Below are 25429 nucleotides of genomic sequence, written 5' to 3' on the forward strand. Positions count from 1 at the left end.
GCGTCCAGCGGGCCGCCCAGTAACAGGTTCGAGCGATTCAACAGAGGGAATTTCCGGTGGACGATTACCAGCAGACGATACGCACCTTGTCCGATCGCATAGTGCTGGCGCAGACACCGATCCGCGTGCTGGATGCGGTGAAGTGGGACGAGAGCATCCGTAAGGGTTTTCTCAAGGCCAAGGGCAAGGAAATGCCGGCGGTGGACCGCGCCTACTACGAAGGTCGCCCGCTGTCCTTCGACTCCGGCGCGGTGAAGCTGGAATTCCAGAACATCGAGCGCGACATCACTCGCCAGCTGGGCCAGTTCAACCCGGTGGGGCAGATCATGCGCCGCATGTGCAAGGAATACCGCATGGTGGTGCGCATGCTCGAGGCTCGCGGCACCGGCGACTTCGGCCTGATTTCCCAGGAACTGTACGGCGCCGCTTCGGATGCCTTCCATGCCGGCGACCCGACCCTGGCGGACCTCGGCCTGATGATGTCCGACTACCTGAACAACATCGACGGTCGTGGCGACCTCAAGGACGAGCCCAAGACCCTGAGCGCCAAGGATGCGGTGAGCCTGCTGCAGGGCCGGCTGAACAAGGTCTTCGGCGAGGCCGAGGAGACCATCCGGGTCTTCGAGTCCGACGGTATCGTCGCCGATGCGGCGGCGGGTGCCGACTACATCAAGATCCGCAGCGATGCGATGTTCAACGACCGTGATGTAAGGGCCCTGGAAGTCCACGAAGGGCTGGTGCATGTAGGCACCACCCTGAACGGCTTGAACCAGCCGATCTGCACCTTCCTGGCCAAGGGCCCACCCTCGTCGACGGTGACCCAGGAAGGCCTGGCGATCCTCATGGAGATCATCACCTTCGCCTCCTACCCCAGCCGCCTGCGCAAGCTGACCAACCGGACCCGGGCCATCCACATGGTGGAGGAGGGGGCGGATTTCTTGCAGGTGTTCGAGTTCTTCCGCGAACAGGGTTTCGAGATGGCCGAGAGCTATGGCAACGCCAGCCGGGTGTTCCGTGGTTCGGTGCCCACGGGGCTGCCTTTTACCAAGGACTTGTCCTACCTCAAGGGCTTCATCATGGTTTACAACTACATTCAGCTCGCCGTGCGCAAGGGCAAGCTGGAGCAGGTGCCGCTGCTGTTCTGCGGCAAGACCACCCTGGAAGACATGCGTACCCTGCGCCAACTGGTGGACGAAGGGATGGTGGTGGCGCCCAAGTACCTGCCCGACCAGTTCCGCGACATGAACGCCCTGTCGGCATGGATGTGCTTCTCCAACTTCCTCAACCACCTGAGCCTGGACCGGATCGAGGCCGACTACTCCAACATCCTTTGACTGCAGCCGGGGGGCGCACATGGACGTATCCAAAGATATCCGCAGCCGCCACGGGCTGCTTCAGCAGGCGCGGCCATCGACTGCGGACCGCGCCCCGGCGCCATGCCGTGCGGGGTATCGCGGGTGAGCAGGCTACTCAAGTGTTGCGCGGTTCTTGCCCTGTTGCTGGGCCTGCACGGTTGCAGTTCGCTGCTGTTCTATCCCGAGCCGGGCCTGCCCTTCACCCCGGAGCGGGCCAAGCTCGAATACCGTGACGTCACCCTGACCACCGCCGATGGTCTCAAGCTCCATGCCTGGTGGCTGCCGCCCAAGGCCGGGGTGCCGGTCAAGGGGACGGTGCTGCACCTGCATGGCAATGGCGGCAACCTGGCCTGGCACCTGGGCGGCAGCTGGTGGCTACCGGAGCAGGGCTACCAGGTGTTGTTGCTGGACTATCGCGGCTACGGCTTGTCCGAGGGCGAACCGTCCCTGCCGGCGATCTACCAGGATCTGGACAGCGCCTTCGCCTGGCTGGACCAGGCCCCCGAGGTCCAGGGCAAGCCACTGGTGGTCCTCGGCCAGAGCCTGGGCGGTGCCCTGGCCATCCACTACCTGGTGGAGCATCCCGAACGCCAGGCCCGGCTCAAGGCCATCGTTTTCGATGGCGTGCCGGCCAGTTATCGCGATGTCGGGCGCTACGCCCTGAGCACTTCCTGGCTGACCTGGCCCTTGCAGGTGCCGCTGTCCTGGCTGGTGCCGGATGGCGACAGCGCGATCCATTCCATGGCGCGCCTGACCGGGGTGCCGAAGCTGATCTACCACAGCCTCGACGACCAGCTCGTCCCCTTGTCCAATGGCATCCGCCTGTATCAAGCTGCGCCGCCGCCGCGGGTCCTGCAACTGACCCGCGGCGACCATGTGCAGACCTTCGCCGATCCGACCTGGCGCAGCGTGATGCTGCGCTACCTCGACGACCCACAGCATTTCGACGGGTTGCGCCGCCTGGGGGAAATCCCCAACTACCCGACGACCCCCAATTCAGCAGTTGAACCTCCAGAGAGTCCGCAATGAGTGAAGAACGTAACGTCCTGCCAATGATCATCACCGGTATCTGCAGCATCATCGGTACCGTGGCCTGCCTGTGGTACTACGGCTACCTGCATTTCGCCAAGCCGGAGGATGCGTTGCTGCTCAACGACTTCACCATGCTCAAGACCATTCCCGGGGAGGACTACAAGATCTCCCTCAAGCCGGCAGCCCAGGTGGCCCAGTGCGTCGATGGCGTGCTGGTGCTGTTCGATACCGAGCAGAAGGGCCTGACCGGGGTGCTGGTCGATAACAAGAAGCAGGCGGTGCGCTGCATGGGCCAGGAAACCCCGCAACTGGTGCAGTAGGTTCCCCAGGCTTCGGGGCTGTTTCAGCCAGGCATGAAAAAACGCCGCGGACCTGGGTCCGCGGCGTTTTGTTTTCCCGGCCGGTCAAGGCCGGGGACCGGCATCAGCGGATCGTGGAGCGAGGAGCCACTGGCTGGTTGTCGTTGGAAATGGTCACTTCCACGCGACGGTTCATGGCTCGGCCGGAAACGCTGCCGTTATCGGCTACCGGGTATTCCTTGCCATAACCCTGGGAGACGATGCGCGCCGGGTCGATACCCATGCGGATCAGCGCCATCTGTACCGAGCCGGCACGGCGCTCGGACAGCGACTGGTTGTAGGCATCGCGGCCGGTGCTGTCGGTATAGCCCTCGACGATCACCTTGCGGTCCGGGTTCTGCTGGAGGAACTGCGCCAGCTTGTTGATGTTGGCCAGGCCGGCGGGCTTGAGGTCGGACTTGTTGAGGGCAAACAACACATCGCCGAAGGTCACCAGGGTACCGCGATCGGTCTGCTTGGCGTTGAGGCTGGCCTGCAGTTGCTTGATCTGTGCATCGCGGGCATCGAGGATGGCGCGGGCACGCTGGTCGCCGGCGTCCTTGAGCTTGATCTCGGCGGTACGCAGGGCGATGGTTTCCTTGGCTACTTCAACCCGCTGGTTGGTCAGGTAGGCCAACTGGTCGACTTTCTTCTCGTTCTCCTTGTCCAGGTAGGCCTGGTCGGCCTTGTTCATCCAGTCGGAGGCGTCCTTGGTTTCCAGGGCGGCGAGCTTGCTGGCCTGCGGGTTGGCTTGCAGGGCCGAGAAGTTGGTCCGGGCGTTTTCCAGGTTGGCGTTAGGCGGGGTGGAGCAGGCCGCCAGGGCTACGCTCATGGCCAACAGGGCAGGGATCATCAGTTGTTTGCGCATAGTGTTCGTCCTTTCAATCGATTACGAGTACGTGGGAATCGGCGGCGGCTTACTGCACGCTGCGCATACCTTCCTGACGCAGTTCCTGAACGCCTTTCTGGGAGTCCTTCAGCGCCTGCTCGGCCTTGGCGGCCTGGGCCTTGCGCTCGGCTACCCGGGCATCCCACTCGGCCTGTTCAGCCAGGCGCCGAGCCTCGTCGTAGTTCTTGTCATGCATGGCGATTTCAGCTTGCTTGAGCTTGTCCTGTGCAGCCTTCATTTCCACTGCGGCGAATTCGGTGCCGCCCGCGGTCACTGCGCTATTGACCGCAGATTGGGTGACCGCGTACTGCTCGGAAGGCGGATTCCCGGCACAACCGGCCAGTACCATGCTGCTACCGAGGGCCAGCGCGGCCAGTTTCAGTCCGCGCAGAGAGGTGAACGAGGATTTGGCAGTGCTGATCTTCATGGTCTTCAACTCCATTGGGTAACTCCTGGGAAACATCAAAATCCACCCCGGTCCTGGCGCCGTGACGCTGAGTGACTACAAGCGCTGATGGCAAAATTTGAAACGGCCGTTCCAGTGATGGCTAATGGGTGTGACCTGAGGCGTTTTTGAATAGTTCAGCGAAAGCTGGCGATTGGCCAAAAAAAATTCGGCACCCCGAAAACCCCCGGAAACCGGGAACTTTTACCGCTTGCAGAGGTAATCCCGGCCGCTTGCGCAGCCGGGAAAGGGGAGGGAGGAAGGGCGATTCAGTGCTTGGGTTTGTCCACCTGGCTCGACATCAGGTGCAGATGCTGGCGCGACAGCGCCAGGAAGCGCGGAGTAGGGCCGACGTCCTCATACAGTGGATCGCCTTCCTCGTCGGTGGCCACCACATGTTGGCCCTGGACATAGGGGAAGCTCGCCTCGAGCTCTTCCAGGGCGGCGCCGATCAGTTCGCCCAAAAGCTCCTCGGTCTGGCGCTTGGGGTACATCTCGGACAGGGCGGCCAGGCGCGCGGCGGCCTCCATGTCCAGGTGGATCCGGTAGCTGGTCCGGGTCAGGCGGCCCTTGGCGTTCTCTTCCCAGTGTTGCGCGAGTTCACGGATTTTCATGCTGGCCTCGATGACACCTGCTCGTGGCAGGGCAGTGGGTTGACCGGACGATGCCGGTGAGCGGCCGTTGTGCGGCCTATCCTTGAGACTAGCTTCATCGCCGAAGGTCGGTGCCCGGTTCGTCCCATGCTTGCTAAGGAGCGCATGCAGGCGGCACTCTTGAGCCTTCCGTGCTGCCTCATAGCCTGCTGGAGAACACCTCGATGACCGATATTGATGCGCGCCTGCGCGAAGACGTCCACCTCCTGGGGGAGTTGCTGGGCAACACCATCCGCGATCAGTACGGGGAGGGGTTTCTCGACAAGATCGAGCAGATTCGCAAGGCGGCCAAGGCCGATCGCCGCAGTTCCACTGGAGCCGAGCTGAGCGCCAGCCTCGATCCGCTGGCCGAGGATGAACTGCTGCCGGTGGCCCGGGCCTTCAACCAGTTCCTCAACCTGGCCAACATCGCCGAGCAGTATCAGTTGATCCACCGACGCGACGAGGCACAGCCGGCGCCGTTCGAGGCCCGGGTCCTGCCGCAGTTGCTGGAGCGCCTGCGGGCCGAGGGGCATTCGGCCGATGCCCTGGCCCGACAGCTGGGGCGCCTGGAAATCGAACTGGTACTGACCGCGCATCCTACGGAAGTGGCGCGCCGCACCTTGATCCAGAAATACGATGCCATCGCCGGGCAACTGGCCGCCCAGGACCACCGCGACCTGACCAGCGCCGAGCGCGCGCAGATCCAGGAGCGCTTGCAGCGCCTGATCGCCGAGGCCTGGCACACCGAGGAAATCCGCCGTACTCGCCCGACCCCGGTGGACGAGGCCAAGTGGGGGTTCGCGGTGATCGAGCATTCGCTGTGGCAGGCCATTCCCAACTACCTGCGCAAGGCCGACAAGGCTTTGTTCGACGCCACCGGGCTGCGCCTGCCGCTGGAGTCGGCGCCGATCCGCTTCGCCTCATGGATGGGCGGTGACCGCGATGGCAACCCCAATGTCACGGCTGCAGTGACCCGTGAAGTGCTGTTGCTGGCGCGCTGGATGGCCGCCGACCTGTACCTGCGGGACGTCGATCACCTGGCCGCCGAGCTGTCCATGCAGCAGGCCAGCGCCGCTTTGCTGGCCAAGGCCGGAGATAGCGCTGAGCCTTACCGGGCCTTGCTCAAGCAACTGCGCGAGCGTTTGCGGGCGACTCGCAACTGGGCCCATGCGGCACTCGGGGCGGCGGTGCCGGCCGGTCCCGAGGTGTTGCAGCACAACCGCGAGCTGCTGGAGCCGCTGCAACTGTGCTATCAGTCGCTGCACGAGTGCGGCATGGGCGTGATCGCCGATGGGCCGCTGCTCGATTGCCTGCGCCGGGCGGTGACCTTCGGCCTGTTCCTGGTACGGCTGGACGTGCGCCAGGATTCTGCCCGGCACACCGCGGCCATGACCGAGATCACCGATTACCTGGGTCTGGGCCGCTATGAGGATTGGAGCGAGGAAGACCGCATCACCTTCCTGATGCGCGAGCTGGGCAGCCGGCGTCCGCTGTTGCCAGGCTACTTCAAGCCCTCGGCGGACACCGCCGAGGTGCTGGCTACTTGTCGCGAGATCGCCGTGGCCCCGGCGGCGTCGCTTGGGTCCTATGTGATCTCCATGGCTGGCGCCGCCTCCGACGTGCTGGCGGTACAGCTTTTGCTCAAGGAGTCCGGGGTATTGCGGCCGATGCGCGTGGTGCCGCTGTTCGAAACCCTGGCGGACCTGGACAACGCCGGCCCGGCGATGGAGAAGCTGCTGCACCTGCCGGGCTATCGCGCACGCTTGCAGGGCCCGCAGGAAGTGATGATCGGTTACTCCGACTCGGCCAAGGACGCCGGCACCACGGCTGCGGCCTGGGCCCAGTACCGGGCCCAGGAGCGGCTGGTGGATATCTGCCGTGAGCAGCAGGTGGAACTGCTGTTGTTCCATGGCCGTGGCGGTACCGTGGGGCGTGGCGGCGGTCCGGCCCACGCGGCGATCCTGTCGCAGCCGCCGGGGTCGGTGGCGGGGCGTTTCCGTACTACCGAGCAGGGCGAGATGATTCGCTTCAAGTTCGGCCTGCCGGATATCGCCGAGCAGAACCTCAACCTCTACCTGGCGGCGGTCCTGGAGGCCACTCTGCTGCCGCCACCACCGCCCGAACCGGCCTGGCGCCACCTGATGGACGAGTTGGCCAGCGACGGGGTCCAGGCTTATCGGGCGGTGGTGCGGGACAACCCGCAGTTCGTCGAGTATTTCCGCCAGTCCACCCCGGAGCAGGAACTGGGGCGCCTGCCCCTGGGTAGCCGGCCGGCCAAGCGCCGGGCCGGGGGCATCGAAAGCCTGCGGGCGATCCCGTGGATTTTCGGCTGGACCCAGACCCGCCTGATGCTGCCGGCCTGGCTGGGCTGGGAGGCGGCGCTGAGCAAGGCGCTGGCCCGGGGCGAGGGCGAGCTGCTGGGGCAGATGCGTGAGCAATGGCCGTTCTTCCGCACCCGTATCGACATGCTGGAGATGGTCCTGGCCAAGGCCGATGCCGAGATCGCCCGGTCTTATGACGAGCGCCTGGTGGAGCCGGAGCTGCTGCCATTGGGTGCGCACTTACGCGACCTATTGTCGCAGGCCTGCGCGGTGGTCCTGGGACTGACCGGGCAGTCGCAACTGCTGGCCCACAGTCCCGAGACCCTGGAGTTCATTCGCTTGCGCAACACCTATCTCGACCCGCTGCACTTGTTGCAGGCCGAACTGCTGGCTCGTTCGCGCAAGCAGGAGGCGCCCCAAGGAAGCCCCGTGGAACAGGCGTTGCTGGTCTCCGTGGCGGGTATCGCCGCTGGCCTGCGCAATACGGGTTGAGGTCGGCGGGTAGCGTCGGACGGAATTGGCGCAGCCCTGATTGAGACAAATCCTGAGTGTCGCTCAGATCTATCTGGCGACACTTTGTTACGGGGTTGCGACTTGTCATACCTCGCCAACAGGGCACGAAAAGGCCGGGTTCCTCCGACTTTCGACTGCTTGTGTGCGCTGTGTCGGCTGTGTATCTTGATCAGCCTTTGGCCGTTTGGGCGGCTTTAACCTGATTTTTGAGATTGGCCCGACGAGGCGAATCCGAGCGTTTCTAAATAAAAAATTGAGGAGCACATCGATGCGCGTAATTCTGCTGGGAGCTCCCGGGGCCGGTAAAGGTACTCAGGCAAAGTTCATCACCGAGAAGTTCGGCATTCCACAGATCTCCACCGGCGACATGCTGCGTGCTGCGGTCAAGGCGGGCACCGAGCTGGGCCTGAAGGCCAAGAGCGTGATGGACAGCGGCGGCCTGGTTTCCGATGACCTGATCATCAACCTGGTCAAGGAACGCATCAGCCAGCCTGATTGCGCCAACGGCTTCCTGTTCGATGGCTTCCCGCGCACCATTCCCCAGGCCGAGGCGCTGGTGAAGGCTGGCGTCGAACTGGACCACGTGGTGGAAATCGCCGTCGACGATGAAGAGATCGTCCAGCGCATCGCCGGTCGTCGCGTGCACGAGGCTTCGGGTCGTGTGTACCACACCGTCTACAACCCGCCGAAGATCGCTGGCAAGGACGACATCACCGGTGAAGACCTGGTGCAGCGCAAGGACGACACCGAGGAAACCGTGCGCCATCGCCTGTCGGTCTACCACTCCCAGACCAAGCCGCTGGTTGAGTTCTACCAGCAGTTGGCCGCGTCCCAGGGCAAGCCGAAGTACAGCCATATCCCTGGCGTGGGCTCGGTGGAAGTGATCACCGCCAAGGTGCTCGAAGCCCTGAGCTGAATAACCTGATCGTTTGATCGCACAACGGCCCGCTTGCGGGCCGTTGCTGTTTATAATGCGCCACTTTTTTCAATGCTATGGAACCCCCGATGAGCACCTTGCTGGCCCTGGACACCGCGACTGAAGCCTGCTCCGTTGCTTTGCTGCATGACGGCAAGGTCACGAGCCATTACGAGGTGATCCCGCGCCTGCATGCGCAGAAGCTGTTGCCGATGATCAAGGAGCTGCTGGCCAACGCCGGGACTACCTTGCAGGCGGTGGACGCCATTGCCTTCGGTCGTGGCCCGGGAGCCTTCACTGGGGTGCGGATCGCGATCGGCGTGGTGCAGGGCCTGGCCTTTGCCCTGGACCGCCCGGTGCTGCCGGTGTCCAACCTGGCGGTCCTGGCTCAGCGGGCCCTGCGCGAGCACGGCGCGACCCAGGTCGCGGCGGCCATCGATGCGCGGATGGATGAAGTCTATTGGGGTTGCTACCGGGAAGTCGCCGGCGAGATGCGCCTGGTGGGCAACGAGGCGGTCCTGCCTCCCGAGGTTGCCGCGTTGCCCCAGGGCAGCAGCGGCGACTGGTTCGGCGCCGGCACCGGATGGGGTTACGGCGAGCGCATTGCGCTCAACCTCAGCGGCCAGGACGCGGGCATGCTGCCCCATGCCGAAGACCTGCTGGCGCTTGCGCGGTTCGCCTGGGAGCGCGGCGAATCGATCCGTGCCGACGATGCCCAGCCGGTCTACCTTCGGGACAAGGTAGCCACGCCCAAGGCTCGTTGAATAATCCCGTGCCGATTGGCGGATGGAATGGGTAATCTCCACGACTGACGCCAATCGTCCGGTTTTTGACGCGAATCCTGCCCGGATTCAAACCTTTTGGCTTTTCTGTGTTCTAGTTATCACTCGGGCATTTGCTAAGTCGAAGCGGTGCCGCTAAATTGCCATCATCGACCCCGGGCTTTTCAGTATGCGTATAGACGGCATCTCCTCGCACTCCTACCCCATCAAGCGCAAGCCTCGCAAAGGCCGGGCGCAGGTAGACGAGTCCCTGGACGATATCGAGGCCGTCGATGTCCAACCCGAGCCCGCAGCCCAGGGCCGTTCCCAGTCAGCCTCCCGTACCAGCAATCTTCCCGCCCGTCCCCAGGACATGATCTTCCAGCGCGCAATGAAAAGAAGCGTGGCCAATGCCCTGGCCAGCTATCTGACCACCGCGGGTTTCGTCGATTGGGATATGGAAGTGGTGGGGCTCGACCTGCACATCTGATGCTGCCCTATTTTCTCGGTTGTCCTTCCTGGAGCGAAAACGCCTGGCGCGAGTACCTGTACCCGGAGGATGCGCGACCCAACGATTTTCTCGGCCTGTACTGCCAGGTGTTCAACGCCGTCGAGGGCAATACCACCTTCTATGCCCGGCCCGCGCCAGCCACGGTGGAGCGTTGGGCACAGATCATGCCCGGGCATTTTCGCTTCACAGCCAAGTTCCCGGGCGATATCAGCCATGGCGGCGACCTGCGCGAACAACTGCCGGCTGCCGAGAGTTTCATCCAGTTGCTCAGCCCCCTGGGTGAGCGGGTGTCGCCGTTGTGGCTGCAGTTGCCGGCCACCTTCGCGCCACAGCGCCTGGGCGAACTGATGGAATTCATCGATGGCCTGCAGCGACCGCTGGCGGTGGAGGTCCGGCATCCGGAGTTCTTCGCCAAGGGCGACGCCGAGCGGATGCTCAACCGCTTGCTGCGCGAACGCGGTGTGGAGCGTATCTGCCTCGACCCACGAGCCCTGTTCAGCTGCACTTCGACGGCGCCAGCGGTGCTGCATGCGCAGTCGAAGAAACCCAAGGTGCCGCCGCGCCCTGCGGCATTCACCCAGTTTCCCCAGGTACGTTTCATCGGCCATCCCGAGCTTGCGGCCAACGATCCGTTCCTGGTGCCCTGGCTCGACAAGGTCGCCGGCTGGATCGAAGAGGGGCGTACGCCCTATGTTTTCCTGCACACCTCCGACAACCGCATGGCCGCTGAACTGGCCCGGCGTTTTCATGCGCGCCTGATGCAACGTTTGCCTGGTTTGCCCGCCTTGCCTGAGTTATACAGGGAGCCCGCCGCGGAGCAGCTTGGTTTGCTCTGAGGTGCTTTTGCAGCCTTCGAGGAGCGAGTAATGGATCACGCGCAAACCCTTCGTGCCAATGCCTTCAGAGCCCTGCATGAACGTGCCGGGGCTTTTGTCATTCCCAATCCCTGGGATGCCGGCTCCGCCAGGATGCTGGCCGGCCTGGGCTTCGAGGCCCTGGCCACCACCAGTGCCGGCTATGCATTTTCCCTCGCGCGCCCGGATGCCGAAGGCGCCTTGAGCCTGGCCGATACCCTGGCCAATGTGCGCGGCATCGTCGGCGCCAGCGAGCTGCCGGTAGCCGTGGACCTGGAGAACGGTTTTGCCGAGAGCCCTGGGGAGTGCGCCCAGGCCCTGTTGCAAGCGGCTGCCTGCGGCGCGGTGGGTGGCTCGATCGAGGACGCCAGCGGTCGTGCCGAAGAGCCCATCTACGATTTCCAGCTGGCGGTGGAGCGCATCGAGGCTTGCGTCGCGGCGGTGCGTAGCCTGCCGTTCTCCTTCACCCTGACTGCCCGGGCGGAGAACCAGCTGCACGGCTGCAATGACCTGGCGGACACCATCCGCCGCTTGCAGGCCTATGCCGAGGCCGGCGCCGACGTGCTCTACGCCCCGGCGCTGCGCAGTGCGCAGGAGATCAGCCAAGTGGTGCGGGCGGTGGCGCCCAAACCGGTGAACGTGCTGATGTCCGGCGGCCTGGACCTGAGCGTGGCGCAACTGGCGGAACTGGGCGTCAAGCGCATCAGTGTCGGTTCGGCCCTGGCCCGGGCGGCCTATGGCGCGTTCTACCAGGCGGCGCAGGAGATCCGTGACCAGGGCCGCTTCGATTTCGCCGAGCGGGCGATTCCCTTCGGGCAGATCAATCAATTGTTCAAGCAGTCGTAAAAAGGAATTGGCGTGAGGGCAAGGAGGGTTGTGGGCGCCCTGGTGTTGCTGGGCGCCCTGTTGTTGATTGGTGTGCGGTTGGGCTGGCTGGCGCTGGCCGATGCCTGGAATCCCTGGGCGCCGCTGGATGTGCGGGCCAAGCCCAATCTGTTGACCCGCTTCAAGCTGTCACGACTGCAGGATGACCCGCAGCTGTGCGACCAGGCCCTCGCGACCTCGGGCTTGCGCACCAGTCGCCAACCCGACAGCCGTGCCGATGTGGACTGTCCCTTGAGCAATACCGTGCGAGTGCAGGGCGGCGATATCGCCCTGAGTAGCAGCTTCCTCGCCAGTTGCCCGCTGGCCGTGGCCTTTGCCCTGTACCAGCGCCATGGCTTGCAGCCGGCGGCGCAGCAGGTGTTTGGCCAGCGGGTGGCGCGCGTCGATCACCTGGGCAGTTTTGCCTGTCGCAATATGTATCACCGCAAGATTGGCTGGCGCAGCGAGCATGCCAGCGCCAACGCCCTGGATATCGCCGGCTTTCGCCTGAGTGACGGACGCAATATCAGCGTGCTCAAGGATTGGCCGAAGGACAGTGCCGAGGGACGGTTTCTGCGCCTGGCCCGGGATGGTGCCTGCGACGCTTTCAACGTGGTGCTGGGGCCGGATTTCAACAGCGCCCATCGCAACCATTTCCACCTGGACCTGGGGCCGCTCTGGCGTTGTCGCTGAGGGACAGGGTCAGGCGGCGATGCGCAGGTTCTGCAGGATCAGCGGACGGGCCCAGCCCATGTCGAAGTCCATCTGCCGTTGCTGCTCGATAAGCTCTTGTGGCGGGAACGGCTCGGCCGGCTTGTCCAGCAGGTCCATCTCGAATTCGGCGATCGGCAGGTGCAGCGGGCGCGGGGCCGGGGCCGGGCCGGGCTCTGGCAGGGGCTGGCCGGCATTGAGCACGATCGGGCGTACCCAGCCGCTCTCGAAATCTTGCTGGCGTTGCTGGGCGATGATTTCTTCCGGCGGGAAGGGCGGGGCTGGTTTGTCCAGCAGTTCCATCTCGAACTCGGCGATGGGCAGGAACAGTGGCTCGGGCGGACGGACTTCGGTGTCCTGGACCTCGCAACCGCGCTGGTTGACGATCTGCGCCAGTATCTCGCTGCCACCGGCAGGTTCCACCGGGCCATCGACGGCCACCTTGGGCATGGCTTCAACGCCGGCGCCATCACCTCTTTGCTCGGCCAGGGCCTGGGCGAAGAAGTCCTGCCACAGGTGGCTGACGCCACTGAGTGCCTGGGAGTTGCGCAGGCCATAGTCGCCATGGGGCGAGATATAACCTATCGATGTGCGTTGAATGTCTGACATTGCTCTCGGTCGACGCTGAGCTCTGGCAAAATGGCCGATAGTCCTGTTATCGGCAGTTTTTGCCGATCATTAATTTTTTGAGTGTGTTTTCAGATGAGTGAGCAACCTGCGGCCTGCCGCATCAACGTCGAGGCCCTGGATGCCGGGTTCGAGTCCGAGGCCCGGCAGTGGGCCGAGCGCCTGGGCTTGCCGTTGCAGATCGAGGACGCCGAGTTCGCCCTGCAGGTGGGCGAGCAGGGGTTGCAACTGCAGCAACTGGGGCCTGACGCCCCGGGGCCGGTACGGGTGGACTTCGTCGAAGGCGGCGCGGCCCATCGGCGCTTGTACGGCGGGGGCAGCGGCCAGATGATCGCCAAGGCCGTGGGCGTGGCCCAGGGCGTGCGGCCACGGGTGCTGGATGCCACGGCGGGCCTGGGCAAGGATGGCTTCGTGCTGGCGACCCTGGGTTGCCAGATGAGCCTGATCGAGCGCCAGCCGCTGATCGGTGCCCTGCTGGAGGATGGCCTGGCTCGTGCGGCACAGGATGCCGAGGTGGCGCCGATCGTTGCGCGGATGCAACTGCTCAAGGGCAACTCCATCGAGCTGATGCGCAACTGGCAAGGCGAACCGCCCCAGGTGATCTACCTCGACCCGATGTTCCCCCACCGGGAGAAAAGCGCCCTGGTAAAGAAGGAAATGCGCCTGTTCCGGCCTCTGGTGGGCGACGACAACGACGCTCCGGCATTGTTGGAAGCGGCCCTGGCCCTGGCCAGCCACCGGGTGGTGGTCAAGCGTCCGCGCAAGGCGCCGTGCATCGACGGACCCAAGCCCAGCCATGGCCTGGAAGGCAAGTCCAGCCGCTACGACATCTACCCCAAGAAGGCGCTCAAGGCCTGAACTCTGGCCGGCGCGCTCAGTCCGGCTCCGGACGATAGGCGCGCATGAACAGCCCCACCACTTCCCGCACGTGCTCCTCTGCGGCGGCCCCGGCCAGGGGCTTGCCGCAGCCGTAGAGCAAGCGGAAATTCGCCCCGCCCTTGAGCATGCAGAAGAAGTGTTCGGCGGCGTTGCGCGGCTTGTCGATACTCAGGGTGCCCTGCTGGTGGATCTTGCCCAGGAGCCGTTCCATGCCCTGCAGGACACGTTCGGGACCGGCTTCGAAGAACACCTGCGAGAGCTTGGGGTCCTGGCTGCCCAGGGTCATGATCAGGCGATGCAGGTTGATCGATTCGTCGCTGTTGACCAGGTGATGAAACCCCCGGCCGATGGCCAGCAGCAGGCTTTCCACCGAGGTGCCGGGCGTCAGCTCGTAGATCAGCGTAGGCAGTTGTTCCTCGCACTTGGCCACCACGGCGGCGGAGAACAGCGTCTCCTTGTCGTTGAAGTGGCTGTACACCGTGAGCTTGGAAACCCCGGCTTCGGCGGCGACCGCATCCATGCTGGTATTGGCGTAGCCATTGCTCAAGAACAGGCTCTTGGCTGCGTCGAGAATGGCTTGGCGTTTTGCCAGATCCTTGGGCCTGCCTGGCCCAACGTGTGCGGCGTGATTGTCGGACATTTTTTCGTTGTTAATACTGGACTGGTGAGTTTGCTATTAATAACATACTGGCCAGTATAATTATTCCAAGCCCCATTAGCGAAAGGTCGCCGCCATGTTCCGCTATGCCCTGCCAGTCAGCCTGGCTTTTTTTCTGTCTGCTTGTGGGCACGAAGAGCCCGTCCAGATCGGCGTCCGGCCGGCCATGGTGGTACAGCCAGAGCCTTCGGCACGGGCTTCGGACAGCTACCCCGGCGAAGTACGGGCCCGCTACGAACCGGACCTGGCGTTCCGCATCGGCGGCAAGGTCAGCCGACGGCTGGTAGAGGAGGGCGAGCGAGTCAAGGCCGACCAGCCGCTGGCCGAGCTCGACCCCCAGGACGTGCGTCTGCAACTGGAGGCCACCCGGGCCCAGGTCACCGCCGCCAGCGCCAACCTCAACCTGGTGCGTGCCGAGCGCGATCGCTACAAGGCCCTGCTGGACCGGCAGATGGTCAGCCATTCGCAATACGACAACGCCGAGAACCTCTATCGTTCCGGCGAAGCGCGGCTGAAGCAGATCAAGGCTGAGTTCGATGTCGCCAATAACCAGGCCGGCTACGCCGTGCTGCGAGCGCCCCAGAATGGCGTGGTGGCCAAGCGGGCAGTGGAAGTGGGGCAGGTCGTGGCCGCCGGGCAGACGGTCTTCACCCTGGCTACCGATGGCGAGCGGGAAGTACTGATCAGCGTCCCGGAACAGAATTTCGGTCGCTTCAAGGTCGGCCAGCCGGTATCGGTGGAGCTCTGGACCCAGCCGGGCCAGCGCTTTGCCGGACATATCCGTGAGCTGTCGCCAGCCGCCGATCCACGTTCGCGGACCTTCGCCGCGCGCATTGCCTTCAACGCTGGCAAGGTCCCGGCGGAACTGGGCCAGAGTGCCCGGGTGTTCGTCCAGAACGGCGAGCAAGTGGCGCTGTCGGTACCGCTGTCGGCCTTGACCGCCGAAGGCGGGGCCACCTACGTCTGGCGGATCGACGCCAATAACACCCTGCACAAGACCCCGGTACGGGTCGGTGCCTTCAATGAAAAGACCGTGCCGGTGCTCGAAGGCCTGAGCCCATCCGACTGGGTGGTGGCGGCAGGCGTGCATGTGCTCCATGAGGGCTTGCAAGTGCGCCCGGTGGATCGCTCCAACCGTGTGGTCAACCTGGCGGCCAAGGAGTAATCCCCGATGGGTTTCAACCTTTCCGCCTGGGCGTTGCGCAATCGCCAGATCGTCCTGTTCCTGATGTTGTTGCTGGCCATTGTCGGGGCGCTGTCCTACACCAAGCTGGGTCAGAGCGAAGACCCACCCTTCACGTTCAAGGCCATGGTGATCCGCACCAACTGGCCGGGAGCCACGGCCCAGGAAGTGTCGCGCCAGGTCACCGAGCGCATCGAGAAGAAGCTGATGGAGACCGGCGAGTACGACCGTATCGTGTCTTTCTCGCGGCCCGGTGAGTCCCAGGTGACCTTCATCGCCCGGGACTCGATGCACTCCAACCAGATTCCCGAGCTCTGGTACCAGGTTCGCAAGAAGATCAGCGATATCCGCCACACCCTGCCGCCAGGCATCCAGGGGCCGTTCTTCAACGACGAGTTCGGCACCACCTTCGGCAACATCTATGCGCTGACCGGGCAAGGTTTCGACTACGCGGTGCTCAAGGACTACGCCGACCGCATCCAGATCCAGCTGCAACGGGTCAAGGACGTGGGCAAGGTCGAGCTGCTGGGCCTGCAGGACGAAAAGATCTGGATCGAACTGTCCAACGTCAAGCTGGCGACCCTGGGCCTGCCTCTGGCGGCAGTGCAGCAGGCCCTGGAGGAGCAGAACGCAGTATCCACCGCAGGGTTCTTCGAGACTTCCAGCGAGCGGGTGCAATTGCGCGTGTCCGGTAATTTCCAGACTGTGGAGCAGATCCGCAGCTTCCCGATCCGCGTCGCCGGGCGCACCTTCCGTATCGGCGATGTCGCCGATGTCCGCCGCGGCTTCAACGATCCGCCCGCGCCACGCATGCGCTTCATGGGCGAGGACGCCATCGGCCTGGCGGTGGCCATGAAGGAAGGCGGTGACATCCTGGTGCTGGGCAAGGCCCTGGAGGGCGAGTTCGCGCGGCTGCAGAAAACCCTGCCGGCGGGCATGGAGCTGCGCAAGGTCTCCGACCAGCCGGCGGCGGTGAAGACCGGGGTCGGCGAGTTCGTCCGGGTACTGGCCGAGGCGCTGATCATCGTACTGCTGGTGAGCTTCTTTTCCCTGGGTATCCGCACCGGGATGGTGGTGGCCCTGGCCATTCCCCTGGTGCTGGCGATGACCTTCGCCACCATGTATTACCTGGGCATCGGCTTGCACAAGATTTCCCTCGGCGCCCTGGTCCTGGCCCTCGGCCTGCTGGTGGACGATGCGATCATCGCGGTGGAGATGATGGCGATCAAGATGGAACAGGGGTTCGACCGGATCAAGGCCGCGAGCTATGCCTGGACCAGCACCGCGTTCCCGATGTTGACCGGCACCCTGATCACGGCCGCAGGATTCCTGCCCATCGCCACGGCCCAGTCGGGCACGGGTGAGTACACCCGGTCGATCTTCCAGGTAGTGACCATCGCCCTGGTGACCTCCTGGATCGCCGCAGTGGTGTTCGTGCCGTATCTGGGCGAGAAGTTGCTGCCGGACCTGGCCAAGCTCCATGCCGCCAAGCACGGCGCCGAGTCCAATCCCCACGGTACGCCGTTCTACCAGCGGGTACGCCGGGTGGTGGGCTGGTGCGTGGAGCGGCGCAAGACGGTGATCGTCCTGACCATCCTGGCGTTCGTCGGCTCGGTGCTGTTGTTCCGCTTCGTCCCGCAGCAGTTCTTCCCGGCTTCGGGCCGCCTGGAACTGATGGTCGACCTGAAACTGGCCGAAGGCGCATCCCTGAGCAACACCGCCGAGGAGGTCAAGCGCCTGGAAGCGATGCTCAAGGATCACCCGGGCATCGACAACTACGTGGCTTACGTCGGCACCGGTTCACCGCGTTTCTACCTGCCCCTGGACCAGCAGCTGCCGGCCACCAGCTTTGCCCAGTTCGTGGTCCTGGCCAAAAGCATCGAGGACCGCGAGAGCCTGCGCAGCTGGTTGCTCGATACCCTCAACCAGCAGTTCCCGGCCTTGCGTTCGCGGGTCACGCGCCTGGAGAACGGTCCGCCGGTAGGTTATCCGGTGCAGTTCCGGGTCACTGGCGAGCACATCGAGGAGGTGCGTGCCCTGGCCCGCAAGGTGGCGACCAAGGTGCGTGAAAACCCCCATGTGGCCAACGTCCACCTGGACTGGGAAGAGCCGAGCAAGGTGGTCTACCTGAACATCGACCAGGATCGCGCCAGGGCCCTGGGCGTGAGCACCGCCAACCTGTCGAAGTTCCTCCAGAGCTCGTTGATCGGTTCCACCGTCAGCCAGTATCGCGAGGACAACGAGCTGATCGAGATCCTCCTGCGTGGCACCCGCGAGGAACGCACCGAGCTATCGCTGTTGCCTAGTCTTGCGGTACCCACCGACAACGGCCAAAGCGTGTCGCTGTCCCAGGTGGCGACCGTGGAGTACGGCTTCGAGGAAGGGGTGATCTGGCATCGCAACCGCCTGCCTACTGTGACCGTGCGGGGCGATATCTATGGCAAGGAGCAGCCGGCGACCCTGGTCCAGCAGATCCTCCCGACTCTGGAACCGGTGCGTGCCGAGTTGCCCGATGGCTACCTGCTGGAAGTCGGTGGCACCGTCGAGGACTCGGCCCGTGGCCAGAACTCGGTGAAGGCCGGCGTGCCGCTGTTCATCGTGGTGGTGCTGACCTTGCTGATGGTCCAGCTGCGCAGCTTCTCGCGCACGGCCATGGTGTTCCTCACCGCGCCCCTGGGGCTGATCGGCGTGACCCTGTTCCTCCTGGTGTTCCGCCAGCCTTTCGGCTTCGTGGCGATGCTGGGAACCATCGCCCTGTCGGGGATGATCATGCGCAACTCGGTGATCCTGGTGGACCAGATCGAGCAGGACATCAGGGCCGGGCAGAAACCCTGGGATGCGATCATCGAGGCCACGGTACGGCGCTTCCGGCCTATCGTGCTGACCGCCCTGGCGGCGGTGCTGGCGATGATCCCGCTGTCGCGCAGCGTGTTCTTCGGGCCGATGGCGGTGGCGATCATGGGCGGGCTGATTGTCGCTACGGCGCTGACCCTCTTGTTCCTGCCGGCACTGTATGCGGCATGGTTCAGGGTCAAGAAGGACTGAGGCGATTGCGCGAAGCAGGAGCCGGGCGACCGGCTCCTGTGGGTGAGGGCAGGGCTTACAGGGTGCCGAATACTTTCTTGGCCAGGCTGGTGGCCGCGGCGCCCGGGTTCTGGCGAATGGTTTCTTCCTGCTTGCCGATCATCTCGAACAGGCCGTTGAGCGCCTGCTCGGTCACGTAACCCTCGATATTGGCGCTCTTGGCATCCAGCACGCCGAGGGTCGCAGCCTGTCCGGCGAAGGAGTTGTACTGCTTGGCCAGGCCGACCTGGTCGGTGGCCTGCTTGACGATCGGCAGGAACTTGGCGCGAATCTGCTCACGGCTGCTCTTGTCCAGGTACTGGGTGGCCGAATCCTTGCCGCCGGCCAGGATGCCCTTGGCATCGGCCACGGTCATCTTCTTCACTGCATCCACCAGCAGCGCCTGGGCCTGCGGGACTGCCGCCTCGGCGGCCTTGTTCATGCTGGTTTCCAGCTGTTCGACCTGCTCGCCCATGCCGAACTGCTTCATCTTCTTGGCGACCTTGCCCAGGTTGCCTGGCAGTTCGATGCGTACGTCTGGGTTGTTGCTGAAGCCGCCGGGGGTGCCCAGCTGCTTGACGGCGATTTGCGCCCCCTGGGTCAGGGCATCCTTGAGACCGCCGCTGGCATCACCCTGGGACAGGTCGCTCAGGGACAGGGCCAGGGCGCTGGCGGAGATCATCAGGCCAGCGCACAGGCTGGTGAAACGAAGCGAGGTACGGAGCATGGCGGCTTCCTTGTGCAGTGGGGATTAACGGACAGCGTCGACACGGAGCTTGAACGGCCGCGGATCGCTGCCGTCGAGTTTGACCCCGGTGTGTTCGGTGGTGATGAAGACCAGCCGGCCATCGACTTCGATGCGCGCGCTGAGCGAATAGGTATGGCCAGGCTTGACCTGGGCCGGATCGTAGTCGAGATGGAAGGGCAGTGGCACCTGGCCCTTGACGGGCCCGCGCTGCTCGGCCAGGACCACCGCCGGCGCATCGGCCAGGGATACGTCCTGCAGGCTCACGCTCAAGGTGGCGGTCGCTGGCAGGGCGATGCGTTGCAGATAGAAGACTTCACCTTCGAGGCTGGCCTTGGCCGCAGGCGCGGTGGATTGGCAAGCCCCGAGCAGCGCGGCGGCGGCCAGCAGGATGAACTTCTTCATGGCGGATCTCCGTATCTGGGGGCGCCGCACGAGCCGCGGCGCCCATGAGAATCTACTCGCTTTGCGCCGCAGTCGCGACTTGCTCGGCGGCGTCTTCGCTGCGATGCAGGGCGACCTGGCGGATCGACAGGCGAATCTCCGCCGGGAGCACGCGCTTGGCGGCGCCCTCGGCCAGTTCCCCGAGCAACTCGTGGTAGCTCAACTTGCCGGCGTCGTCGCGCCGCAGCACGCCCTGGTCCAGCAAGGTCTGGATGAAATGGCGGAACAGGCTCTTGTCGAAGAACTCCGGGGCATTGAGGCCATGCAGGATCGACAGGCGCTGGGCCATGACCGTGCAGAGGTCTTCCAGCTCTTCGGCGCTGATGCTGTTCTGGCCGCTGTTGAGCAACAGCGAAATGGCCATGTAGAAGCGCTGCAGGGTCTGGGCGATGCTCTTGGACAGCAGGGTCAGCAGGACGAAGTGCCGCGAGCTGGGCGCCGGGCGCTGGTACATCTCTTTCTCGAAGCGCAGCAGGCCTTGCTCGACGAAGGCTTGCAGCCACTGGTCCACCACGGCGTCCAGTTCCTCCAGGGGCCAGCGGATGAACAGCTCGGCTTGCAGGTACGGATAGAGGGCCCGGGTGTAGCGCAGGATCTGCTCGCGGCTCATGCGCGAGGAGCTCTGGAAGAAGCTCGCCAGCAGTGCCGGCAAGGCGAAGATGTGCAGCACGTTGTTGCGGTAGTAGGTCATCAGGACGGCGTTCTGCTCGTCCAGGTAGAGGATCTTGCCCAGGGCGTCGCTCTGCTCGGCCAGCAGGTCCATGTCCTTGACGTGCTGGATCAGCGCCTGGCCATCGCCTTCCGGCAAGGTGGTGTGGGGCGAATAGGGCACGCTGCGCAGCAGGGCCAGGTACAGGTCCAGTACCCGGGCCATGGCGCGGTCGTCCAGGGCCAGGCGGCTGGTGGAGAGCAGGGCCAGGGCCACCAGGTTCACCGGGTTGATCGCCGCGGCTTCATTGAGGTGCTGGGCCACCCGCTCGCCCAGGCGATTGGTGGTTTCGTTGAGCCAGGCCGGGCGGTACTGCGGGCCCAGTTCCTGGGTGCGCCAGTCCGGTTGTTCCTGGTCGAGGAATTCCGCCAGCTTGATGGGCTCGCCGAAGTTCACCGCCACCTGGCCGAAACGCTGCTTGAGGGCGCCGATGACCTTGAAGATGTCGAAGATCGACTCCTTCTTCTTGCTCGCACCACGCAGTTCGCCCAGGTAGGTGCGGCCTTCCAGCACCCGCTCGTAGCCGATGTACACCGGTACGAAGACGATGGGCATGCGCGAGGAGCGCAGGAAGCTGCGCAAGGTGATGGCCAGCATGCCGGTCTTGGGTTGCAGCATGCGCCCGGTGCGCGAGCGCCCGCCCTCGACGAAGTACTCCACGGGGAAGCCCTTGGTGAACAGGGTGTGCAGGTACTCGTTGAACACCGAGGTGTAGAGCGGGTTGCCCTTGAAGGTGCGGCGCATGAAGAAGGCCCCGCCGCGTCGCAGCAGGCCGCCGATCAGCGGCATGTTGAGGTTGATCCCGGCAGCGATGTGGGGTGGGGTCAGGCCGTTGCGGAACAACAGGTAGGACAGCAGCAGGTAGTCGATATGGCTGCGATGGCAGGGCACGTAGATGACTTCGTGGCCCTGGGCGATCTTCTGCACGCCCTCGAGGTGGTTGACCTTGATCCCGTCGTAGATCTTGTTCCAGAACCAGCTCAGCACCACTTCCAGGAAGCGGATCGCGGTGTAGGTGTAGTCCGAGGCGATCTCGTTGCCATAGCGCAGGGCCTGGGCCTTGGCCTTTTCCGGGGAGATCTTCTCGCGTTCGGCCTCATCCAGGATCGCCTGCTTGACCAGGGGCTGGTTGAGCAGGCCCTTGACCAGGTTGCGCCGGTGGGAGATGTCCGGGCCGATGACGGCGGCCTTGAGGTTGCGAAAGTGCACCCGCAGGATGCGCTGAGCCATGCGCACGGTGCGCTCGTGGCCCTTGTTGTGCTCGATCAGCTCGCGCAGGTGGATCGGCGCCGAGAACTGCACCCGGGTCTTGCGTCCCAGGATCATGATGCTCAACAGGCGACGCAGGCGCCCGGTGACCGCCCAGCTGTCGGCGAACAGCAGTTTCCAGGGGCTGGACTCGCTGTCCGGGGACTGGCCCCAGAACACGCTGACCGGGATGATCTGCGCATCTTCGGTGGCGTTCTGGGTCAGGGCGCTGACCAGGCGGGTCAAGGTCGGCGGTGCGCCGCGTTTGTCCTGGCGGCCGAGCCAGTCCGGCTCCGGGGTCAGGTAGAAGAACGCCGCAGGCTCCAGCAGGTTGCCCACCGACACCGGCAGTACCGGGCGTGGCAGGCCGGCCTTGGTGCACTCGGTGTCCACCACCGCCAGGTCGCTCAAGGATGGGTTTTGCAGGACGTAGAACACCGGTCGGCTGCGGTCCAGGTCAAGAGTGAAGGACGACTGGTTGATGGTTTCCGAGCGCACCCAGAGATACAGCAGGCGGCGCAAGGTGCCAAACACGAGACGGCGGATCGGGGAGCGGGTCATACGGTTTCTACGTGAGTGAATAAAAAACCAAGCGCAAGCCTGGGGGAGGAGCTGTGGTCGCTGGGACAGGTCGCGACGGCAGCTCGCTTGTTGCGGAAAAAGGCGCGAGAAGTGCAGTTTGCTCGCTCCAGCCTGGTAGTCGGCAACGTCGTCCGGCAACGCGGCTCTTTACCTGGCAGTAGTGGGCGCTAGTGTGCCGGATTCGTCGAAAATCGGCAAAAACGCCACTAAACAAGATTGAGTTGAGAGTTTTTCCACCTGTCATATACTCGGCCAACTCTCCCGCAGTCGTATCGCTTCCACTCATAGAGAAGCAGGCCCAGGGAAAGTTCTCCAGGTTTGGCGGCAGAGCGCCGAGCCAATAATAAAAAATTGAGGGATGGATTCATGACTACTCGTGAGACCGGCAGCGTGAAGTGGTTCAACGACGCCAAGGGCTACGGCTTTATCCAACGTGAAGGTGGGGCGGACGTGTTCGTTCACTACCGGGCGATCCGTGGCGAAGGCCACCGTTCCCTGACCGAAGGCCAGCAGGTGGAGTACGCCGTGGTCGAAGGCCAGAAAGGCCTGCAGGCCGAGGACGTCGTCGGCTTGTAAGGGCTCTGCCCGATAGGCGCGAGCCTTGCCCGCGATAACGTGCTACCAGGCACAACGCTATCGCGAGCAAGCCTCGCTCCTACTGCAATTGGAATCAGGCGCAAGCGAAATCAGGCGGTGCGCCAGGTAATCTCTTCTTCACCGTCGGTGCTGATGCGAATCCAGCGATCGGCGGACTCTTCACCTTCCTCCTCGACCCAGCTACCCGGTGCGCAGCGCACCTCGACGTTGAGCGCGGCGAACGCGGCGCGGGCGCAGGCGATGTCGTCGTCCCAGGGCGTCTGGTCGCTTTCCAGGTACAGGCTGTTCCATTTGCCCACGGCCTTGGGCAGCCAGGTCACCGGTACTTGGCCGGCGGTGCATTTGTAGGTCTGCCCCTTCTGTACCCATTGGCTGCAAGGACCCAGCACGGCGCCGAGCCAGGCGGCGATGGCCTTGTGGTCGACGTCGGCGTCTTTCAGGTAAATCTCGATATCGGGCTGGCGCATGGATGTCCTCATTGCCGGTCTGAAAAATCCATTCGCGGATTTATCCGACCCCGGGCCCATGCCCGGGGTCGTGGTTGAAGTGGGGTCACTGCAGTACGAAATAATCGTAGCGCATCGATACGCTGACCTCGAACGGCTGCTCTTGCTCGATCACCGCGGCCCGGCGCTCGGCGCTGGCACGCCAGCCATGGGGCGTCATGGCCAGCAGGTTGGCGCGATCTTGCGGGCGATCCAGGCGCAGCTTGAATTCCAGGACCTCGCTATGGTCCAGGGCCATGCCCTGTGGCACCAGGGCCAGGTGCTTGTCGTCGGTGTATTCCCGGACCTCGTCGTACAGGCGTTCGCGCAGCTCCATCAGGTGGCCGCTGGTAGGCCCGACCTTCATCAGGCCGCCGCCAGGGCTCAAGAGGCGCTTGGCTTCCTGCCAGTCCAGAGGACTGAAGACACTGGCCAGGAACTGGCAACTGCCCTCGGCCAGGGGAACACGCGCCATGCTGGCGACCATCCAGGTCAACTGCGGGGCCCGGCGGCAGGCGCGCTTGACCGCTTCCCGGGAAATATCCAGGGCGTAGCCATCGGCGTCGGGCAGGGCCTGGGCCAATTGCGCGGTGTAGTAACCCTCGCCGCAGCCGATATCGACCCAGCGCTGTGGTGCCCGCTCGGCGGCCAGCTCTGCCAGGCGCGCGGCTACCGGGGCGTAGTGCCCGGCGTTGAGGAAGTCGCGGCGGGCCTCGACCATGGCCTGGTTGTCGCCCGGGTCGCGGCTGTTCTTATGTTGCACCGGCAGCAGGTTCAGGTAGCCCTGGCGGGCACGGTCGAAGCGATGCCCGGCCGGGCACACCACGCCGTTGTCCTGGGTGTTCAGCGGGGCGCTGCAAAGAGGACAGGCGAGCATCAGGCGAGCAACCGGACCAGAGTCTGGTAGTAGATCTCGGTCAGCACGTCGAGGTCGCTGGCCAGGATCCGCTCGTTGACCTGGTGGATGGTGGCGTTGACCGGCCCCAACTCCACGACCTGGGTGCCCAGGGTGGCGATGAAGCGACCATCGGATGTACCGCCGCTGGTGGAGGCCTTGGTCTGGCGGCCGGTGACCTGCTTGATGCTGGCCGATACCGCGTCCAGCAGGGCGCCTGGCTCGGTGAGGAACGGCAGGCCGGACAGCGCCCACTCCACATGCCAGTCCAGTTCGTGCTTGTCGAGGATCGCCGCGACCCGCTGCTGCAGGCCTTCGACGGTGGACTCGGTGGAGAAGCGGAAGTTGAACAGGGCCACCAGTTCACCGGGGATCACGTTGGTGGCGCCGGTGCCGGAGTTGAGGTTGGAGATCTGGAAGCTGGTGGGCGGGAAGAAGGCGTTGCCGTCGTCCCAGTGCTCGGCCGCCAATTCCGCCAGGGCCGCGGCGGCCAGGTGGATCGGGTTCTTGGCCAGGTGCGGATAGGCCACGTGGCCCTGGACCCCACGGACCGTGAGCTTGGCGCCCAGGGAGCCGCGACGGCCGTTCTTGACCACATCGCCCACCAGGCTGGTACTCGACGGCTCGCCGACGATGCACCAGTCCAGGCGCTCCTTGCGTGCCGCCAGGCGTTCGACCACGGCCTTGGTGCCATGGTGCGCCGGACCTTCTTCATCGCTGGTGATCAGGAACGCCACCGAACCCTTGTGGTCCGGGTAATCGCCGACGAAGCGCTCGGCGGCCACCAGCATCGCCGCCAGGCTGCCTTTCATGTCCGCCGCGCCACGGCCACAGAGCATGCCGTGTTCGTCGATCAGGGCCTCGAACGGATCGTTCTGCCAGGCCTGGACCGGACCGGTGGGCACCACGTCGGTGTGGCCGGCGAAGCACAGCACCGGGCCCTCATGCTTGCCATGGGTGGCCCAGAAGTTGTCCACGTCCTCGATGCGCATCGGTTCCAGCTGGAAACCGGCATCGCCCAGGCGCTGCATCATCAGCTTCTGGCAGTCGGCATCGACCGGGGTCACCGAGGGGCGACGGATCAGGTCACAGGCAAGTTGCAGGGTCGGCGAAAGCTCGGCGTGGGCCGTCATGGGAAACTCCGGAGACGTTATAGGTAGGAGCGAGGC

The 25429-nt window shown here is 64.5% G+C and carries 25 protein-coding genes; 14 read left to right on the forward strand and 11 right to left on the reverse strand.

The window, feature by feature from the left end; translation table 11 throughout:
* Positions 1 to 56: 56 nt before the first annotated feature.
* The 3 genes from GDH07_RS04020 to GDH07_RS04030 all read left to right on the forward strand — a co-directional run bounded on the left by GDH07_RS04020 (position 57) and on the right by GDH07_RS04030 (position 2707).
* Positions 57 to 1334: a flavohemoglobin expression-modulating QEGLA motif protein gene (locus GDH07_RS04020; protein WP_053134418.1), complete on the forward strand. Its 1278-nt coding sequence runs from the start codon at positions 57 to 59 to the stop codon at positions 1332 to 1334.
* A gap of 102 nt (positions 1335 to 1436) precedes the next feature.
* Positions 1437 to 2384: an alpha/beta hydrolase gene (locus GDH07_RS04025; protein WP_152896739.1), complete on the forward strand. Its 948-nt coding sequence runs from the start codon at positions 1437 to 1439 to the stop codon at positions 2382 to 2384.
* Positions 2381 to 2707: a PA3694 family proteiin gene (locus GDH07_RS04030; protein WP_031320969.1), complete on the forward strand. Its 327-nt coding sequence runs from the start codon at positions 2381 to 2383 to the stop codon at positions 2705 to 2707. The genes GDH07_RS04025 and GDH07_RS04030 overlap by 4 nt, the downstream gene beginning before the upstream one ends.
* A 103-nt stretch (positions 2708 to 2810) precedes the next feature.
* Here the strand turns inward: GDH07_RS04030 and lptF are convergent, their stop codons facing one another.
* The 3 genes from lptF to GDH07_RS04045 all read right to left on the reverse strand — a co-directional run bounded on the left by lptF (position 2811) and on the right by GDH07_RS04045 (position 4673).
* Positions 2811 to 3593, reverse strand: coding sequence for a lipotoxin F family OmpA-related lipoprotein LptF (lptF, locus tag GDH07_RS04035; protein WP_022642546.1), 783 nt, complete (start codon positions 3591 to 3593; stop codon positions 2811 to 2813).
* Between the two features lie 49 nt (positions 3594 to 3642).
* Positions 3643 to 4056 (reverse strand): DUF4398 domain-containing protein, encoded by a 414-nt coding sequence (locus GDH07_RS04040; protein WP_022642547.1) that lies wholly within the window; start codon positions 4054 to 4056, stop codon positions 3643 to 3645.
* A 272-nt stretch (positions 4057 to 4328) separates the two neighbouring features.
* On the reverse strand, positions 4329 to 4673 hold the full coding sequence (locus GDH07_RS04045; RefSeq protein ID WP_022642548.1) for a hypothetical protein: 345 nt from the start codon (positions 4671 to 4673) through the stop codon (positions 4329 to 4331).
* 203 nt (positions 4674 to 4876) lie between these two features.
* Here GDH07_RS04045 and ppc point away from each other — a divergent pair, with 203 nt between their 5' ends.
* From ppc to GDH07_RS04080, 7 genes are all read left to right on the forward strand, one after another.
* Positions 4877 to 7507 carry a phosphoenolpyruvate carboxylase gene (ppc, locus tag GDH07_RS04050; RefSeq protein WP_031320971.1) on the forward strand — a complete coding sequence of 877 codons (2631 nt, stop codon included), beginning with the start codon at positions 4877 to 4879 and terminating at the stop codon, positions 7505 to 7507.
* A 289-nt stretch (positions 7508 to 7796) separates the two neighbouring features.
* Positions 7797 to 8444: an adenylate kinase gene (gene adk, locus GDH07_RS04055; protein WP_022642550.1), complete on the forward strand. Its 648-nt coding sequence runs from the start codon at positions 7797 to 7799 to the stop codon at positions 8442 to 8444.
* An 89-nt stretch (positions 8445 to 8533) separates the two neighbouring features.
* Complete coding sequence (gene tsaB, locus GDH07_RS04060) at positions 8534 to 9208, forward strand: tRNA (adenosine(37)-N6)-threonylcarbamoyltransferase complex dimerization subunit type 1 TsaB (RefSeq protein WP_152896740.1); 675 nt, start codon at positions 8534 to 8536, stop codon at positions 9206 to 9208.
* Between the two features lie 187 nt (positions 9209 to 9395).
* Positions 9396 to 9695: a hypothetical protein gene (locus GDH07_RS04065; protein WP_152896741.1), complete on the forward strand. Its 300-nt coding sequence runs from the start codon at positions 9396 to 9398 to the stop codon at positions 9693 to 9695.
* The gene (locus GDH07_RS04070) at positions 9692 to 10552 is read left to right on the forward strand and encodes a DUF72 domain-containing protein (protein ID WP_177409109.1); all 861 of its coding nucleotides are present in this window, start codon (positions 9692 to 9694) and stop codon (positions 10550 to 10552) included. The genes GDH07_RS04065 and GDH07_RS04070 overlap by 4 nt, the downstream gene beginning before the upstream one ends.
* A 30-nt stretch (positions 10553 to 10582) precedes the next feature.
* Complete coding sequence (locus GDH07_RS04075) at positions 10583 to 11416, forward strand: isocitrate lyase/PEP mutase family protein (RefSeq protein ID WP_152896742.1); 834 nt, start codon at positions 10583 to 10585, stop codon at positions 11414 to 11416.
* 12 nt (positions 11417 to 11428) lie between these two features.
* A complete protein-coding gene (locus GDH07_RS04080) occupies positions 11429 to 12127 on the forward strand; it encodes an extensin-like domain-containing protein (protein WP_343038151.1) in 699 nt (232 codons plus the stop codon).
* A gap of 9 nt (positions 12128 to 12136) precedes the next feature.
* On the opposite strand, the gene GDH07_RS04085 is transcribed toward GDH07_RS04080, so the two are convergent.
* On the reverse strand, positions 12137 to 12754 hold the full coding sequence (locus GDH07_RS04085) for an energy transducer TonB (RefSeq protein WP_152896743.1): 618 nt from the start codon (positions 12752 to 12754) through the stop codon (positions 12137 to 12139).
* A gap of 93 nt (positions 12755 to 12847) precedes the next feature.
* On the opposite strand from GDH07_RS04085, the gene GDH07_RS04090 reads away from it, so the two are divergent.
* A complete protein-coding gene (locus GDH07_RS04090; protein WP_022642556.1) occupies positions 12848 to 13630 on the forward strand; it encodes a class I SAM-dependent methyltransferase in 783 nt (260 codons plus the stop codon).
* Between the two features lie 16 nt (positions 13631 to 13646).
* On the opposite strand, the gene GDH07_RS04095 is transcribed toward GDH07_RS04090, so the two are convergent.
* Positions 13647 to 14291, reverse strand: a complete 645-nt coding sequence (locus tag GDH07_RS04095; protein ID WP_031320976.1) for a TetR/AcrR family transcriptional regulator — start codon at positions 14289 to 14291, stop codon at positions 13647 to 13649.
* Positions 14292 to 14385: 94 nt separating this feature from the next.
* Here GDH07_RS04095 and GDH07_RS04100 point away from each other — a divergent pair, with 94 nt between their 5' ends.
* Entirely contained in the window at positions 14386 to 15474 is a 1089-nt protein-coding gene (locus GDH07_RS04100; protein ID WP_053134433.1) for an efflux RND transporter periplasmic adaptor subunit, read from the forward strand.
* Positions 15475 to 15480: 6 nt separating this feature from the next.
* A complete protein-coding gene (locus tag GDH07_RS04105; protein WP_152896744.1) occupies positions 15481 to 18537 on the forward strand; it encodes an efflux RND transporter permease subunit in 3057 nt (1018 codons plus the stop codon).
* 55 nt (positions 18538 to 18592) lie between these two features.
* Here GDH07_RS04105 and GDH07_RS04110 read toward each other — a convergent pair whose 3' ends face one another.
* Genes GDH07_RS04110 through plsB form a run of 3 tightly spaced genes read right to left on the reverse strand, consistent with a single transcriptional unit; the run spans position 18593 to position 22262 of the window.
* Positions 18593 to 19282: a DUF4197 domain-containing protein gene (locus GDH07_RS04110; protein ID WP_085596164.1), complete on the reverse strand. Its 690-nt coding sequence runs from the start codon at positions 19280 to 19282 to the stop codon at positions 18593 to 18595.
* A 24-nt stretch (positions 19283 to 19306) separates the two neighbouring features.
* Positions 19307 to 19705, reverse strand: a complete 399-nt coding sequence (locus GDH07_RS04115) for a YbaY family lipoprotein (protein ID WP_152896745.1) — start codon at positions 19703 to 19705, stop codon at positions 19307 to 19309.
* Positions 19706 to 19757: 52 nt separating this feature from the next.
* Complete coding sequence (plsB, locus tag GDH07_RS04120) at positions 19758 to 22262, reverse strand: glycerol-3-phosphate 1-O-acyltransferase PlsB (RefSeq protein ID WP_152896746.1); 2505 nt, start codon at positions 22260 to 22262, stop codon at positions 19758 to 19760.
* Between the two features lie 387 nt (positions 22263 to 22649).
* On the opposite strand from plsB, the gene GDH07_RS04125 reads away from it, so the two are divergent.
* Positions 22650 to 22859: a cold-shock protein gene (locus GDH07_RS04125; RefSeq protein WP_022642562.1), complete on the forward strand. Its 210-nt coding sequence runs from the start codon at positions 22650 to 22652 to the stop codon at positions 22857 to 22859.
* Positions 22860 to 22969: 110 nt separating this feature from the next.
* On the opposite strand, the gene GDH07_RS04130 is transcribed toward GDH07_RS04125, so the two are convergent.
* The 3 genes from GDH07_RS04130 to dapE all read right to left on the reverse strand — a co-directional run bounded on the left by GDH07_RS04130 (position 22970) and on the right by dapE (position 25393).
* Complete coding sequence (locus GDH07_RS04130) at positions 22970 to 23347, reverse strand: hypothetical protein (RefSeq protein ID WP_022642563.1); 378 nt, start codon at positions 23345 to 23347, stop codon at positions 22970 to 22972.
* Between the two features lie 85 nt (positions 23348 to 23432).
* The gene (locus GDH07_RS04135; RefSeq protein ID WP_022642564.1) at positions 23433 to 24242 is read right to left on the reverse strand and encodes a putative RNA methyltransferase; all 810 of its coding nucleotides are present in this window, start codon (positions 24240 to 24242) and stop codon (positions 23433 to 23435) included.
* Positions 24242 to 25393, reverse strand: coding sequence for a succinyl-diaminopimelate desuccinylase (gene dapE / locus GDH07_RS04140; protein WP_053134448.1), 1152 nt, complete (start codon positions 25391 to 25393; stop codon positions 24242 to 24244). Before dapE ends, GDH07_RS04135 begins: the two co-directional genes overlap by 1 nt.
* Between the last annotated feature and the right edge of the window lie 36 nt (positions 25394 to 25429).

The organism is Pseudomonas piscis, from assembly GCF_009380155.1.
GTDB classification, from domain to species: Bacteria; Pseudomonadota; Gammaproteobacteria; order Pseudomonadales; family Pseudomonadaceae; genus Aquipseudomonas; species Aquipseudomonas piscis.

Coding starts and splice junctions, on each gene's coding strand:
- ppc (WP_031320971.1), top strand. CDS start 4,877: ATGACCGATATTGATGCGCGCCTGCGCGAAGACGTCCACCTCCTGGGG.
- lptF (WP_022642546.1), bottom strand. CDS start 3,593: ATGCGCAAACAACTGATGATCCCTGCCCTGTTGGCCATGAGCGTAGCC.
- GDH07_RS04075 (WP_152896742.1), top strand. CDS start 10,583: ATGGATCACGCGCAAACCCTTCGTGCCAATGCCTTCAGAGCCCTGCAT.
- GDH07_RS04135 (WP_022642564.1), bottom strand. CDS start 24,242: ATGCTCGCCTGTCCTCTTTGCAGCGCCCCGCTGAACACCCAGGACAAC.
- GDH07_RS04110 (WP_085596164.1), bottom strand. CDS start 19,282: ATGCTCCGTACCTCGCTTCGTTTCACCAGCCTGTGCGCTGGCCTGATG.
- GDH07_RS04065 (WP_152896741.1), top strand. CDS start 9,396: ATGCGTATAGACGGCATCTCCTCGCACTCCTACCCCATCAAGCGCAAG.
- GDH07_RS04130 (WP_022642563.1), bottom strand. CDS start 23,347: ATGCGCCAGCCCGATATCGAGATTTACCTGAAAGACGCCGACGTCGAC.
- GDH07_RS04090 (WP_022642556.1), top strand. CDS start 12,848: ATGAGTGAGCAACCTGCGGCCTGCCGCATCAACGTCGAGGCCCTGGAT.
- GDH07_RS04125 (WP_022642562.1), top strand. CDS start 22,650: ATGACTACTCGTGAGACCGGCAGCGTGAAGTGGTTCAACGACGCCAAG.
- GDH07_RS04025 (WP_152896739.1), top strand. CDS start 1,437: ATGCCGTGCGGGGTATCGCGGGTGAGCAGGCTACTCAAGTGTTGCGCG.
- dapE (WP_053134448.1), bottom strand. CDS start 25,393: ATGACGGCCCACGCCGAGCTTTCGCCGACCCTGCAACTTGCCTGTGAC.
- GDH07_RS04030 (WP_031320969.1), top strand. CDS start 2,381: ATGAGTGAAGAACGTAACGTCCTGCCAATGATCATCACCGGTATCTGC.
- GDH07_RS04095 (WP_031320976.1), bottom strand. CDS start 14,291: ATGTCCGACAATCACGCCGCACACGTTGGGCCAGGCAGGCCCAAGGAT.
- adk (WP_022642550.1), top strand. CDS start 7,797: ATGCGCGTAATTCTGCTGGGAGCTCCCGGGGCCGGTAAAGGTACTCAG.
- GDH07_RS04105 (WP_152896744.1), top strand. CDS start 15,481: ATGGGTTTCAACCTTTCCGCCTGGGCGTTGCGCAATCGCCAGATCGTC.
- GDH07_RS04045 (WP_022642548.1), bottom strand. CDS start 4,673: ATGAAAATCCGTGAACTCGCGCAACACTGGGAAGAGAACGCCAAGGGC.
- GDH07_RS04040 (WP_022642547.1), bottom strand. CDS start 4,056: ATGGAGTTGAAGACCATGAAGATCAGCACTGCCAAATCCTCGTTCACC.
- GDH07_RS04100 (WP_053134433.1), top strand. CDS start 14,386: ATGTTCCGCTATGCCCTGCCAGTCAGCCTGGCTTTTTTTCTGTCTGCT.
- tsaB (WP_152896740.1), top strand. CDS start 8,534: ATGAGCACCTTGCTGGCCCTGGACACCGCGACTGAAGCCTGCTCCGTT.
- plsB (WP_152896746.1), bottom strand. CDS start 22,262: ATGACCCGCTCCCCGATCCGCCGTCTCGTGTTTGGCACCTTGCGCCGC.
- GDH07_RS04115 (WP_152896745.1), bottom strand. CDS start 19,705: ATGAAGAAGTTCATCCTGCTGGCCGCCGCCGCGCTGCTCGGGGCTTGC.
- GDH07_RS04085 (WP_152896743.1), bottom strand. CDS start 12,754: ATGTCAGACATTCAACGCACATCGATAGGTTATATCTCGCCCCATGGC.